13 protein-coding genes are annotated in these 13,195 nt (G+C 60.9%); 6 read left to right on the top strand and 7 right to left on the bottom strand.

Going from position 1 to position 13,195, the window contains the following annotated elements; translation table 11 throughout:
- Positions 1 to 44: 44 nt before the first annotated feature.
- Positions 45 to 953: a DMT family transporter gene (locus AB4P90_RS14130; protein ID WP_032903427.1), complete on the bottom strand. Its 909-nt coding sequence runs from the start codon at positions 951 to 953 to the stop codon at positions 45 to 47.
- Positions 954 to 1,061: 108 nt separating this feature from the next.
- Here AB4P90_RS14130 and AB4P90_RS14125 point away from each other — a divergent pair, with 108 nt between their 5' ends.
- The 3 genes from AB4P90_RS14125 to AB4P90_RS14115 all read left to right on the top strand — a co-directional run bounded on the left by AB4P90_RS14125 (position 1,062) and on the right by AB4P90_RS14115 (position 3,473).
- Positions 1,062 to 1,505, top strand: a complete 444-nt coding sequence (locus AB4P90_RS14125; protein ID WP_014718420.1) for an Lrp/AsnC family transcriptional regulator — start codon at positions 1,062 to 1,064, stop codon at positions 1,503 to 1,505.
- A 218-nt stretch (positions 1,506 to 1,723) separates the two neighbouring features.
- Positions 1,724 to 3,070 (top strand): sodium:proton antiporter, encoded by a 1,347-nt coding sequence (locus tag AB4P90_RS14120; RefSeq protein WP_019820078.1) that lies wholly within the window; start codon positions 1,724 to 1,726, stop codon positions 3,068 to 3,070.
- A 55-nt stretch (positions 3,071 to 3,125) separates the two neighbouring features.
- The gene (locus tag AB4P90_RS14115) at positions 3,126 to 3,473 is read left to right on the top strand and encodes a helix-turn-helix domain-containing protein (protein ID WP_014718418.1); all 348 of its coding nucleotides are present in this window, start codon (positions 3,126 to 3,128) and stop codon (positions 3,471 to 3,473) included.
- On the opposite strand, the gene AB4P90_RS14110 is transcribed toward AB4P90_RS14115, so the two are convergent.
- From AB4P90_RS14110 to AB4P90_RS14100, 3 genes are all read right to left on the bottom strand, one after another.
- Positions 3,464 to 3,598, bottom strand: coding sequence for a hypothetical protein (locus AB4P90_RS14110; protein ID WP_014718417.1), 135 nt, complete (start codon positions 3,596 to 3,598; stop codon positions 3,464 to 3,466). The two genes, AB4P90_RS14115 and AB4P90_RS14110, sit on opposite strands and share 10 nt — an antisense overlap.
- Before the next feature lie 11 nt (positions 3,599 to 3,609).
- The gene (locus AB4P90_RS14105) at positions 3,610 to 3,822 is read right to left on the bottom strand and encodes a hypothetical protein (RefSeq protein ID WP_395606039.1); all 213 of its coding nucleotides are present in this window, start codon (positions 3,820 to 3,822) and stop codon (positions 3,610 to 3,612) included.
- Between the two features lie 85 nt (positions 3,823 to 3,907).
- Positions 3,908 to 4,453: a hypothetical protein gene (locus AB4P90_RS14100; protein ID WP_014718415.1), complete on the bottom strand. Its 546-nt coding sequence runs from the start codon at positions 4,451 to 4,453 to the stop codon at positions 3,908 to 3,910.
- A 407-nt stretch (positions 4,454 to 4,860) separates the two neighbouring features.
- Between AB4P90_RS14100 and AB4P90_RS14095 the strand changes: the two genes are divergently transcribed.
- Together AB4P90_RS14095 and AB4P90_RS14090 are read left to right on the top strand one after the other, a co-directional pair.
- Positions 4,861 to 6,270 (top strand): circularly permuted type 2 ATP-grasp protein, encoded by a 1,410-nt coding sequence (locus AB4P90_RS14095; RefSeq protein ID WP_014718414.1) that lies wholly within the window; start codon positions 4,861 to 4,863, stop codon positions 6,268 to 6,270.
- Positions 6,271 to 6,272: 2 nt separating this feature from the next.
- Positions 6,273 to 7,223 (top strand): alpha-E domain-containing protein, encoded by a 951-nt coding sequence (locus AB4P90_RS14090; RefSeq protein ID WP_014718413.1) that lies wholly within the window; start codon positions 6,273 to 6,275, stop codon positions 7,221 to 7,223.
- Between the two features lie 31 nt (positions 7,224 to 7,254).
- Here AB4P90_RS14090 and AB4P90_RS14085 read toward each other — a convergent pair whose 3' ends face one another.
- On the bottom strand, positions 7,255 to 9,516 hold the full coding sequence (locus AB4P90_RS14085) for an ATP-dependent DNA helicase (protein ID WP_395606038.1): 2,262 nt from the start codon (positions 9,514 to 9,516) through the stop codon (positions 7,255 to 7,257).
- A complete protein-coding gene (locus tag AB4P90_RS14080; protein ID WP_014718411.1) occupies positions 9,513 to 11,159 on the bottom strand; it encodes a VRR-NUC domain-containing protein in 1,647 nt (548 codons plus the stop codon). The genes AB4P90_RS14085 and AB4P90_RS14080 overlap by 4 nt, the downstream gene beginning before the upstream one ends.
- Before the next feature lie 189 nt (positions 11,160 to 11,348).
- Here AB4P90_RS14080 and AB4P90_RS14075 point away from each other — a divergent pair, with 189 nt between their 5' ends.
- Positions 11,349 to 11,573: a YgdI/YgdR family lipoprotein gene (locus AB4P90_RS14075; RefSeq protein ID WP_003191162.1), complete on the top strand. Its 225-nt coding sequence runs from the start codon at positions 11,349 to 11,351 to the stop codon at positions 11,571 to 11,573.
- Positions 11,574 to 11,694: 121 nt separating this feature from the next.
- Here AB4P90_RS14075 and AB4P90_RS14070 read toward each other — a convergent pair whose 3' ends face one another.
- Positions 11,695 to 13,119 carry a lipase gene (locus tag AB4P90_RS14070; protein WP_395606037.1) on the bottom strand — a complete coding sequence of 475 codons (1,425 nt, stop codon included), beginning with the start codon at positions 13,117 to 13,119 and terminating at the stop codon, positions 11,695 to 11,697.
- Between the last annotated feature and the right edge of the window lie 76 nt (positions 13,120 to 13,195).

Raw genomic sequence — 13,195 nt, 5'->3', positions numbered from 1 at the left:
AAGCTCGAGGACGCCGCGTTTCAACCCGATGCGCTGCGTCATCGTTAGCCTTCTTCGCGAGCAAGCTCGCGCCTACCGAGGTTGCGGGGCCACCACCAGCCCCGCTGCAACCCTGCCGCTGCCAGCAGAATCGCCGCCACACCCAGCCATTGCAGCCACCCCAGGCGATGCCCGAACGCAATCCAATCCACAAAGATCGCCGCAATCGGGTAGATGAACGACAGTGCGCCGGTAATGGCCGTCGGCAGTTTCTGGATCGCGCCATACAGCAGTACATACATCAAACCCGTGTGCACCACCCCCAAGGTGACCAAGGCCGCCCACGTCGTGGTGGATGCCGGCAGGCCATTCCAGGGCACCAGCGGCGCCAGCAATAGCGCGCCAGTGGCCACCTGGATCAATGCCATCAAATGCGGCGGTACTTCCTTGAGGCGCTTGATGATCAACGCCGCGACCGCATACAAAAATGCCGCGCCCAGGGCCAGCGCGATGCCTACCAGGTAATCTCCTCCACCCGTTTGCTCGCCATGGGCGGTAACAATCGCCAACATGCCCAGGAACGCCACGCTCAACCACGCCAGTTTCTGCACGGTGATTTTTTCACCGAGAAACACAGCCGCCAGCATTACCAGAATAAACGGCTGCACGTTGTACACCGCGGTGCTGATCGCGATGGAGGCACGGGAGTAGGATTCGAACAGCAGCAACCAGTTGCCGACAATGGCCACACCGCTGAGCACGGCCAGCCCCAGTTTTGCCCAACTGAGCAGGTCCAGGCGCAGGTAACCCAGCCAGGCGCACACCAGCACCAGCGTCAGCGCACCGATCACGCAGCGCCAGAACACCACCTCGATCACCGACACGCCAGACACCAGCACAAACCAGCCAATGCTGCCCGAGATCAGCATGGCGGCGACCATTTCCCACGACCCGCGACGGATGGATGAATCCATGATTGAGGCTCCTCAAGTGAGGCTCCAGTATGGCAATCTGTCGGCGACGGCTACAGCGACTAAAAAAGGCAAAAGCCCGAAATCACCTTTTCTTATTAGGCACAGACCATGATCGACACCATCGACCAGCAATTGATCGCCGCTTTGATGGACGACTCGCGGTTGTCCCTCAAGGCCCTGGCAGGCATCACCGGGCTGTCGTCACCCAGCGTCAGCGAACGTCTGCGGCGCCTGGAAGAACGCGGCGTGCTGACCCACTACACCGTCGACATCGACCCCAAACACTTCGGTTACCTGCTGCAAGCCATCGTGCGCATCCGCCCCCTGCCCGGCAAACTGCAGGAAGTGGAGCGCCAGATCCAGGCGATCCCTGAGTTCACCGAATGCGACAAGGTCACCGGCGAGGACTGCTTCATCGCACGCCTGCATGTGCGCACCATGGATCAGTTGGACAGCCTGCTGGACCGGATCAATGGGTATGCCGAAACCAATACTGCGATTGTGAAGAAAACCCCGGTGAAACGGCGCTTGCCGCCGCTAGGGGCTCGCTGAGGTGTCATGCCAAGGGAGTGTCATGACCAAACACAGTCAAATGTGGGAGCGGGCTTGCTCGCGAATACAGGGTGTCAGACACCGACTCTGTTGACGGGTATACCGCATTCGCGGGCAAGCCCGCTCCCACAGAATGCCACTTCAACCCGGTGATTGTTTGAACCCGCACTTGGCCACCGCCCTCCAACCTGAATGAACCACGGCCGGGTGCACGCACTATGACTTTCATTCTATGGTTGGCCGTATTGGGCGCGGTGCTGCTCACCCTCGCCCTCACGTCCTCCTACCTGCGCTGGATGCCGGTCACCACTTCGGCGGTGTGCCTGTTGCTCGGCATCGCCATCGGCCCCCTCGGTGTGGACCTGCTGCACCTGGACATCAAGGGGTCGGCGCGCTGGATGGAGCACCTGACCGAAGTGGCAGTGCTGTTTTCGCTGTTTGTCAGCGGCCTTAAATTGCGCCTGCCGCTCAAGCATCGCACCTGGCGCATCGCCTTCGGCCTGGCCGGCCCGGTCATGCTGTTGACCATCCTCGGCACCGGGCTGTTGCTGCATTACCTGCTTGATCTGTCGTGGGGGGTGTCTTTGTTGGTGGGCGCGATCCTGGCGCCGACCGATCCGGTGCTGGCGGGTCTGGTTCAGGTCAACAATGCCCAGGACTACGACGCGCTGCGCTTCGGTCTGTCCGGCGAAGCGGGGCTGAACGATGGCAGCGCCTTTCCGTTTGTGATCTTCGGCTTGCTGTTCATGCAACACGGCGGCTTCGATGGCGACTGGGTCGGCGGTTGGGTGCTGAAAAACCTGGTATGGGCGGTGCCGGTCGGGCTATTGATCGGCTACTGGATGGGCCGAGGTATCGGCCGTGTGACGTTGCGCCTGCGCCTGATCAATGCCGACAGCACCCTCTCGCCCAATGATTACCTGACACTGGCATTGATCGCCCTTGCCTATGTGACCGCCGAAGCCGTGGGCGGCTATGGCTTCCTGTCGGTATTCGCGGCGGGCCTGGGGTTGCGTCAGGCCGAGGTGAAGTCCACCGGCAACGCCCAGACACCCGCCGAGCACCTGGCGCAACCGGTGGTGGGCCACCTCGAAATCGAGCCCGAGCAAGCCTTGCACGGCGACGTCAGCCAGTTGAAGGACACCCAGATCGCGGCAGGCGTGATGATGGGTGACATGCTGGCCTTCGGCAGCCTGGTGGAGCGGGCCATGGAGGTGTTCCTGGTGACCGTCTTGGGCATCGTGCTGGTCAGCCACTGGGAGTGGGCCGCGTTGGCGGTGGCGCCGTTACTGTTCTGTGTGATTCGCCCCGCCAGTGTATTCGCCATGCCTTGGGGCCGCCTGCTGGACCATCGCCAACGCAGCCTGGTCAGTTGGTTCGGCATCCGTGGGATCGGCAGCATTTACTACCTGTTCTATGCGCTCAACCACGGTCTGGTGGGCACCAGCAGTGCGGTGGCGGTCAACCTGACGTTGTCGGTCATCGCATTGAGCATCCTGGCCCATGGCCTGACTACCCAGCCCATGCTGGCATGGTATGAGCGTCAGGCTGCGCAAAAAAATTGAATCCTGCACCACGCCGGGGTTTCAAACAGCCAAGACCCACACTGCGAGTCAGCTAATGAAAAAGATCGCCCAACGATTGCTTGAGGAACGCCAACGCCTGGGATATTCGCAGCAATACCTGGCGCAGGCAGGCGGCGTGACCACACGCGAGCAACGTCAATATGAACTGGGCGAAGACCTGCCCCATGCCAACTACCTGGCAGCTTTGGCCGAGCATGGGGTGGATGTGGTGTATGTGATCACTGGCAAGCGCAGCACGGTGGTCAATATCAGCCGCGATCAGGCGCAGACGCTGATCGATAACCGCGTGGTGGGCCAGGAGGTGTCGCTGGACGGCGGGGCCGAGGAAGACGTCTACTTCAAGCTCAGCAATCCCTCGGGCCCGCCGCCGGATCAGTCCTGATTTTCAGTGTTGCCAACGTCCGCCGCTTCATCCAGGTCGTTCAGCGGCACCTCGGCATCGTCCATCAACGAACCCGGGTCTTCATTGCCGGGGTCGTTGAGTTCATCGTCCAGTTCTTTTGACATGTGCGTCTCCTCTAACCGCCTTGGGTATCGATATCGGCATCGGTTTCAGGCTTGTGCTCGCGCTCGGGCTTGAAGTCTGGACTGTAGTCGTTTTCCTTGGCCTTTGGGTCGCTGGCAGGCGTTGGATCCTTGGGCGCATCGGCGGCGGTGCCAGGGGCAGGCTCGCCGCCGTCGATGGCGGGGTCGTTGCGATTGTGGGTCTGGGGAGCTTTAGGCTGGGGCATGAGGCACCTCTTTGCTGGCCGGTGAAAAATCTGTACCGCATAGAGCTAAGGCGTCACGGCCACGGCTGAAGTTCCGTCCGCATGGTCAGCGCAGTGGATTGTCCACCTGGATATAGAACGCATAGATGCCCAACACCAGCCAGAACACCATGAACAACCACGGCGCACGCATGGAAAACAACAACGACTTGCGATAGCCCTTGTGGCTCGACTCCACTTCGGAAAACAGGGGCGACTCATCGTAGGCCATGCCCATCACTGGCTCGCTGCGCAGCAATTCGCTTTGCTTGTAGTGCCAGTGGTCGATGATTTCATACGCCGCACGGATACCGGGCCAGGCATTCAGCGAACTGAGAATACCCAGCGAAACCAGGAAGATCGGCACCACCAGCGTGAACAGCTTGCCCCATTCCGGGTTGAGGTTGCCCATGCCGGAGACAAAGGCAATCACCAGGAAGGATTGCGCGGTCAGGTAGGCGTCGGTGCGGTTGGCCAGGATGCTGGTTTCGTACTGGATCTCGCGCCGGTAAAAGTCGAGGCGGTCCTTGGGCGAGCCGAATATCTTTGCGTTGTGTTCGCTGTGGTCGTTCAGGGCCGCTTCCGGAGTGTGGGGGGAGATGATTCTGGACACGACGGTGCTCCACAAGGTGACGAAACTTCTTAGAAGAATCGGGGCCTTGTGAAGTTCAAGTAGGTTCGCGCACCAATTCAGGGCGACCGCCGCCCTCTGTAGGAGCGAGTTAGCTCGCGAAATACGTCAACGCTAACGCGGGCTGCCTGATTAAACGCGGTGCCGGTGAGTTTTTCGCGAGCAAGCTCGCTCCCACAGGGGATTAACGGCATTCCGGCACAGGCATTGCTTTATCCATTCACCACCCGGAAAACAGGAGCATGCGTTACCCCCCGACCCAGAGCCGCCCCCATAAGAAAGTAAGGACCAGGTCTGTTGGCACCTTCAGCCACGGGCTCATAAAAACATGCGTTTTTTTAAGCGGCAGTGCCACCCAAAGCCACACTGGGCACTGACAAGGTACTGGAATGGCTCGATCTTTCTTTGATGAAATGAATGACGCAAACGGCGTTTGCCGTGCGCATTATCAGGACTTCTCTCGCTGGCTGGCCCACACGCCGCCGGAACTGCTGGCCCAGCGTCGCCGTGAAGCGGATTTGCTGTTCCATCGCGCCGGGATCACCTTCACCCTGTATGGCGACGAGCAAGACACCGAACGCCTGATCCCCTTCGACATCATTCCCCGCAGCATCCCCGCCAGTGAGTGGAGCCTGATCGAACGCGGCTGTATCCAACGGGTCAACGCGCTGAACCTGTTTTTGGCCGACATCTACCACGACCAGCGCATTATCAAGGCCGGGATCATTCCCGCCGATCAGGTCCTGGGCAATGAGGGCTATCAGAAAGCCATGGTCGGTCTCGACCTGCACCGCGGCATCTATTCGCACATCTCGGGCGTCGACCTGGTGCGCGACGGCGACGGTACCTACTACGTGCTGGAAGACAACCTGCGCACCCCCAGCGGCGTGAGCTACATGCTCGAAGACCGCAAGATGATGATGCGCCTGTTCCCGGAAGTGTTCGCCAAGCAGCGCATTGCCCCGGTGGACCACTACCCCAACCTCTTGCTCAAGACCCTCAAGAGCGCCAGCCGCCTCGATAACCCGAATGTGGTGGTGTTGACCCCTGGGCGCTTCAACAGCGCTTTCTTCGAACACGCCTTCCTTGCCCGGGAAATGGGCGTGGAACTGGTGGAAGGCGCCGACCTGTTCGTGCAGGACCTCAAGGTGTTCATGCGCACCACCGACGGCCCCAAGGCCGTGGACGTGATCTACCGACGCATCGACGACGCTTTCCTCGACCCCCAGGCGTTCAATCCCGAGTCGATGCTCGGCGTGCCGGGGCTGGTGGCGGCTTACTGCGCCGGCAATGTGGTGCTGGCCAATGCCATCGGCACCGGGGTGGCTGACGACAAGTCGATCTACCCCTACGTACCCGCGATGATCCGCTTCTACCTGGACGAGGAACCGGTCCTGCAGAACGTGCCGACCTTCCAATGCCGCAAGCCCGATGAGCTGTCCCATGTGCTGGCCAACCTGGAGCAGTTGGTGGTCAAGGAAACCCAGGGCTCCGGCGGCTACGGCATGCTGGTGGGCCCGGCGTCGACGGCCGCCGAGATCGAAGACTTCCGCCAGCGCATCAAGGCCCGCCCCCATGCCTATATCGCCCAACCCACCTTGAGCCTGTCCACCTGCCCGACCTTTGTCGAAAACGGCATCGCGCCCCGGCACATCGACTTGCGACCCTTCGTGCTCTCGGGCAAGGAAACCCGCCTGGTGCCCGGTGGCTTGACCCGCGTGGCGCTGAAGGAAGGCTCGCTGGTCGTCAACTCGTCGCAAGGCGGTGGAACCAAGGACACCTGGGTGGTGGAGGGCTGAGTATGCTGAGTAGAACAGCTGCAGATCTGTATTGGATGTCGCGTTACCTGGAGCGCGCCGAGAACCTGGCACGCATGCTGGAAGTCAGTTATTCGTTGTCCTTGATGCCCCAGGCCGGGCGCAGCGATGGCCTGGATGAACTGGCGATGTCGTTGCTCAGCAGCGGCACCCTGGACAGCTACCTGGAGCGGCACCAGACCCTGGATGCCGAACGCATGTTGCACTTCTTTGCGCTCGACGCGCAAAACCCCGCGAGCATCTACAACTGCCTGCGTGCCGCCAGAGGCAATGCCCATGCGGTACGCGGGCGCATCACCGCCGACATGTGGGAAAACCTCAACGCCACCTGGCTGGAAATGCGCAGTATCGCCGCCGGCGGCCTGGCACGGCATGGCATCAGCCACTTCTGTGATTGGGTCAAGCAACGCTCGCACCTGTTTCGGGGCGCGACCTCGGGCACCATCATGCGCAATGACGCCTACCGCTTCATTCGCCTGGGCACCTTTGTCGAACGTGCTGACAACACCTTGCGCCTGCTGGATGCGCGCTATGAGATGTTCGGCGAGGAGTCGGAAGAAGTCAGCGACGTATCGGCACGCGGTTATTACCAGTGGAGCGCCCTGCTGCGCGCGTTGTCGTCGTTCGAGGCCTATACCGAGCTGTATCCGAATGCCTTGAATGCACGCTCGGTGTCAGAGTTGCTGCTGTTGCGCAGCGATGTGCCGCGTTCGCTGCATGCCTGCATCGAGGAGTTGAGCCATATCCTGGCCGACCTGCCCGGCAGTTATGGGCGCACGGCGCAACGCCTGGCGGCGGAGTTCGAGGCGCGGCTGCGGTACACGGGGATTGATGAGATTCTGGAAGATGGGCTGCACACTCGGCTGACAGAATTCATCGACACCGTGCGTGAGTTGGCCCGGGAGATACAGAGCTCCTACCTGGAAGTGGTGTAGCCCAAACCTGTAGGAGCGAGCTTGCTCGCTCCTACAGGGGCTTGATCGCCCACCAACGCGGCAACAACTGCTGCACCCGCGATTCGCCAAAGCGGTCATCGATCAGCATCACCACCCCGCGATCCTGCTGGCTGCGGATCACCCTCCCCGCTGCCTGCACAACTTTCTGAATACCGGGATACAGGTAGGTGTAGTCATACCCCGCGCCGAAAACAGCGCCCATACGTGCCTTGATCTGCTCATTCACCGGGTTGAGCTGCGGTAAACCCAGGGTGGCGATAAACGCACCGATCAGGCGCGCTCCGGGCAGGTCGATACCTTCGCCAAACGCACCGCCCAGCACCGCAAAGCCAATGCCCTGGCTGTGGTGGGTGAACTGCTCCAAAAAGGCTTGGCGCTCGGCCTCGGCCATGCCCCGCGCCTGCAACCACAACGCAATCTGCGGGTGCCGTTCGGCCATTAACTGGGCCACCTGTTGCAGGTAATCGAAGCTTGAGAAAAACGCCAGGTAGTTACCCGGTTGCGCAGCGAATTGCCGCGCGAGCAGTTCCACGATAGGTTCCAGCGACGCCTGGCGATGCACAAACCGCGTAGAGATGCGGTCAACGATGCTGACCTGCAATTGCTCGGCCTTGAACGGTGATGCCACATCAACCCAGGCGGTATCCGCCGGCAGGCCCAGCAAGTCCGCGTAATAATGGCGCGGGCTCAAGGTCGCGGAAAACAGCACACTGCTGCGCGCGGCGGTCAGCCTGGGCCGGATGAACTCGGCCGGCACCACGTTGCGCAGGCACAGGGTCGAGCTGCTGCGCTTGCCGCTGAACGAGCGCTTGGTGATATCGAAGATAAAGTGCTCATTGAACAGCTCGGCCACTTTGGCCCATTGCAGCGCGTCGAAGTAGAAGGCTTGCAGGTCACCGCTGAGGGCTTCGGGGTGGTCGTTGAAGTAGTCGCCCATGGCGCTGGTGCACAGGCTCAGGGCCTGGAGCAGTTTGTCAGGTTTGGCGGCGTACGCCTGATACGGTGCGAGTTGGTCCTTGTGCAAGGCATTCCACTCACGGTTCAAGCGCTGCAAGGGTTTGTTCAGGGGCTCGGGCGCGTTATCGCGCAAGGTCTTGAGGCTGTACTGGTCCAGGCTGGCGCTGTACATCGAGCGCGCGCGTTCGACCAGGTTGTGCGCCTCGTCCACCAGCACCGCGACACGCCACTGGTTGAGCTGGGCCAGGCCGAACAGCATGGCGCCAAAGTCGAAGTAATAGTTGTAGTCGGCGACGATCAGGTCGCTCCAGCGCGCCATTTCCTGGCTCAGGTAGTACGGGCATACCTGATGGGCCAGCGCCACGTTGCGCAGGCTTTGTTGATCGAGCAGGCGCACCTTGGACGCGGCCTGGCGGGCGGCAGGCAGGCGGTCGTAAAAGCCCTTGGCCAATGGGCAGGAATCACCGTGGCAGGCTTTGTCCAAGTGTTCGCACGCCTTGTCCCGGGCCACCAGTTCAAGCACACGCAGTGACAGCTCGGGGCTGCTGTCGTACAGCACCTGGGCGGCATCCAGCGCCAGCTTGCGCCCGGGCGTCTTGGCGGTGAGGAAGAACAGCTTGTCCAGTTGCTGCGGCGCCAGGGCCTTGAGCAGCGGGAAGATGGTGCCGATGGTCTTGCCAATACCCGTGGGCGCCTGGGCCATCAGGCACCGGCCCGTAGTCACCGCTTTGTAGACCGACTCGGCCAAGTCGCGCTGCCCGGTACGGAAGTCGACATGGGGAAACGCCAGGCTCTGCGCGCCAGCGTTGCGTGCCGCACGGTGCTGCATCTCCTGCCGGGCCCAGTCCAGGAACAGCGCGCATTGCTGATTGAAGAACTGCTCAAGGTCGGGTGCATCGAACCGCTGGTTCAGCACGGTTTCGCCTTCGCCGACGATGTCGAAGTACACCAGCGCCAGGTCGATATGATCGAGCCCGAGTTTCTGGCACATCAGCCAGCCATACACCTTGACCTGGGCCCAGTGCAGTTGCCGATGGTTGGCGGGCTGGGCAGCGAGGTCGCCACGGTAGGTTTTGACTTCTTCCAGGCGGTTGGCGTCCGGGTCGTAGCCGTCCGCCCTGCCCCGCACCTTGAGCTGCTGGTAATCGCCCTCCAGGGTGACCTCGTGCTGATAGTGCGCGCTGCGCCGGGATGCCACCGTGCGATGGCCGACGATGCCTTCCTGGGCGCTGGGCGACGGCGTAAAACGCAGGTCGAGGTCGCCGACCTTGGCCGTGAACTCACACAGCGCCCGCACGGCCACGCTGTAACTCAAGCGGGTTGCTCCGCCCAACGCACGTAGCAGACGGTGACCGGCATCTGGTACTCGCCGCAGAACGCCAACCAACGCAACTGGTTGTCTTGCAGGCGGTCGCCGGGCCCCTTGACCTCGATCATGCGATAGGTGTTTTGCGCCGGCCAGAACTGGATGAGGTCCGGCATCCCGGCCCGGTTGGCACGGATATCCTGCAACAGGCGCGTGAACCAATGGCGCAAATGCTCGGCGGGCAGGCAGGCCAGGGCTTGCTCCAGCAGGTCTTCACTGAGCAGGTTCCAGAACACAAAGGGCGACTGGATGCCCCATTTATCCACGTAGCGTTGGCGGATGCTTGCCTTGTAGCGACCGTCCTTCAATTGCGCAAAGCACGCGGCAAACAAAGCTTCTCGGCGTTGATAAAAGTCCTCGCTGTGCAGGTCCGCCGGCCCGCGCTGGAACGGGTGGAAGAACGCCCCCGGCAGCGGCGCAAAAATCGCCTCCCAGCACAGCAAGCCAAACAGCGAATTGATCAGGCCATTCTCGACGTAATGCACAGGTGCATCCGGTTCGCTCAAGTGCGCCAGCACACAGGATTCCACCGACAGCAGCGGTTCCTGCACCAGCGAAAGGTCCAGGCGTGCCACCGCTTGGGGCTTTGCCCTGGGCAGCGCCGGCCCGCCGAGTTTGCGCCGCAGGCGCGGCACTACGCGAAGCAGGTGTTGGTGTTCCGCTGCGCTGTGTGGCGCCTGTTGCGCCTCGGTCGCCAGGGCCATGGCTTGGGCGTAATCCTCCTGACGTTCCAGTACGCGGATCAGCCGCGCTCGCGCGCCGGGATGAGTGCAATTGCGGTAGATCTGTTCGGCCAGTGCCAGCTCGGCGCACCGTTCGCAATACTGGCCGATCTGGAACAGCAGCTTGGCACGACGCTTTTCCAGCCACGGGTTGTCGGTACACAACGTGGCGACCTGCGCCAACACCGTATCCAGTGCCTCACCGGTTTCAAAGGCTTGCTGGCACTGGTGCAGGAATAAAAACCCATGCACGTCGTCACGGCTGCGTAAACCACGAGACTCGGCGCAGAACTCGACTTTTTCATAGGTATAGATGCCCAGATCTGCCAACACGAATTCCGACCAGTCCTGGTGCAGGTTGCCGAAGAACATCAGGCGCAGGCGATCACACAACTCCATCACTGTCAGGCTATACAGCACATCGCCCACGTCGGGACACCACTGGGCAAAGCTGCGCGGTTCGGTAAATTGCGCCGCCAAGGGTTCAAGCCAGTCGGCCTTGTTGCCCTTGGGTTGGTCGATCCAGGGCCTGAAGGCGCCGAGCAATTCACTTTTTTGCAGCAGGGCGAACAGGGTGGCAAACGGCAGCGGGCTTTGATCCTCCACCCACCCCAACTCACGCAGTGGCCCCGCCGCCGCATGAGGGCAACCGATTTCCAGGTAATGGAGCTTGGTGGCGCGAAAATGCACGCCCTTGCGCATCACCATCCGCACCAACAACGCCTGGGACGCCAGAGGCAACCTGTCAAATTGCTGAATGAAATGCTGTTCGTGCGCATCGAGCAAATCGGCATAGCGCTGCCCCAACCAAACCAGCACTTGGCGGAAGTTATGCAGGTAATACAAGGGATCTTCGAGGGGGTTGGCCATGGCGCAGAGCAATCAAATACTGGTTATGCATACAGAGTGCCGGGGCAAAGCGGTTGTTGCAATCAGTAATAGATAAATGGCGCCTGCAACTTTTTGCAAAAAAACAATCTGATGAGGGGGTTGATCAAGTAATATTTATGGCCGCGCAGCCAGACGCTGCGGGACTTTTCAGGGTTAAAGGTAAGGGTTATGAACATGAAGAATTTGGGTCTGCCACTGGTTGCACTCACTTTTCTGGTATTGGCCGGTTGCTCCACGCAAACCGTGGTGACCTTGCAGAACGGCACGCAGTATTTGACCAAGGACACGCCCAACGCCAAGACCGCCGACGGCTTCTACGAGTTCACCGATATTGCCGGCAAGCGTATTCGTATCAAGGCCGATGATGTGGCCACGGTGCGTAAGGAAAAGTGATCTTCTAGCAACACCCCATCAAATGTGGGAGCTGGCTTGCCTGCGATAGCGATTTGTCAGTCACCGCATGGCTGTCTCGACCGCCGCCATCGCAGGCAAGCAAGCTCCCACACCGAATACGTTAGCTGATGACTATCCCCTCCCCCGACAGACTGCTCACACCCACCAGCGTCACCGAATCCGTACCAAAGCTAATGACGGTATCCGCGCCCACCACCTTGACGTGATCGCGGTAATCGGTGCTGCCCGCCACGTCGTTGAACACCAGCTTGTCCGTCGTCTGGTAGCCAATCACCCGGTCATTGCCAAACTGCCCGCTAAACAAAAACGTGTTATGCCCGCTGCTGTCACGGATGGTGTCATTGCCCTTGCCACCTTCGATAAAGTCCGCGCCCCTGCCGCCTTTGATCAAGTCGTCGCCGTCACTGCCAATGATGAAGGTATTGCCCTTGTGCGTCTCTGCATTGCGGTTGAGGTCTTGCACCCAGGTGGTGGCCCGTGCCGGGTCGGACAGGTTGGCGACGATCACCGTGGAGTCGCGGGTCATCTGCTCGTAGAAGCCCGAATCGAGGATGCGGGTCATGCCGTCGCCGTAACCGGTGGGCAAGTGCGAGACCCAGGTGGGCAGGTTGAGGATGGAAAACGGCAGCACGTTCCACAGGGATGAGGCGTAGTGGTCGTTGAAGCTGACGATGTTGTCGGTGCTCGATTCGTGGGGTTTGTCGTGCACGCCCAGAGACGACAGGTTGAATGACGAGCCATCCAGGGCGCGGAACACCGGGTCGTTTTCATAGCCGACGTTAAGCACCTTGTCGCCGGCGCTCTGGGTCGGCGATGCGTAGGCCACGTAGTTGGAGTCCTTATAGAACCCCGACCAGCTGTTGTCGCTCAAGTCGGCCATGCTGTTGACCGCGAGGCCCCCAAGGCTGTGGCCGCTGACCACCACGTCATTGCCGCCCAGGCCCTGGGCACTGGCGTAGTCCGCCACGTTTTTGAGCAAGCCGCCAAAGGCTTCCCCCGCGTAGTTCTTGGCATAGTCCTTGGGCCCGAAGGCGGCGAGCAGGTCGCTGATCACATCGCCGATGGAGTCGGTGATCACGCTTTCCCGAGGCCCCGAAGTGCCGCGAAAACTGATGCCGATTTCCTGCAGCTTGCCCGCATCATCGTACTTGCCCAGCACCTCAGCCTGCGCCGTGCCGTAGCCGAATTTTTCGCCAAAGAAGGTGCCGCGCGCATCGACCTTGCCGCTGTAGCCCAGGGTACTGGCGCTGATGGGCGTCCAGCCGGCTGCTTGCACCGCCTCCAGGGCGGCTTTTTCCGAGTCGGGGTTCCAGGGGATGCCGGGGATGACCCCTTGGGCATTGCTGCCGCCAATCAGCGCGCTGACCAGGGTGGCAGGCAAGCCCAGCCCGAGGCCGTTGTTCTGGTAACCGACGGCAAAGCCGTTATCCAGGTTGTGGTAGGAATACAGCGTGATCGCCATGGCATCGGCGAACAACGCCTTGGAGTCCTCGGTACCGAGGTTTTTATAGTCAAAGATACCCATTGGTAGTGCCTCTCTGTTGTTGGATTTGTAGAGAAAGCCAAAACACCTGTTATCCGTTACCACCTGTAGGAGCGAG

Source organism: Pseudomonas sp. B16120, from assembly GCF_044218845.1.
Lineage (GTDB): Bacteria > Pseudomonadota > Gammaproteobacteria > Pseudomonadales > Pseudomonadaceae > Aquipseudomonas > Aquipseudomonas paracarnis.
This window is presented reverse-complemented; position numbering and strand designations above follow the sequence as displayed.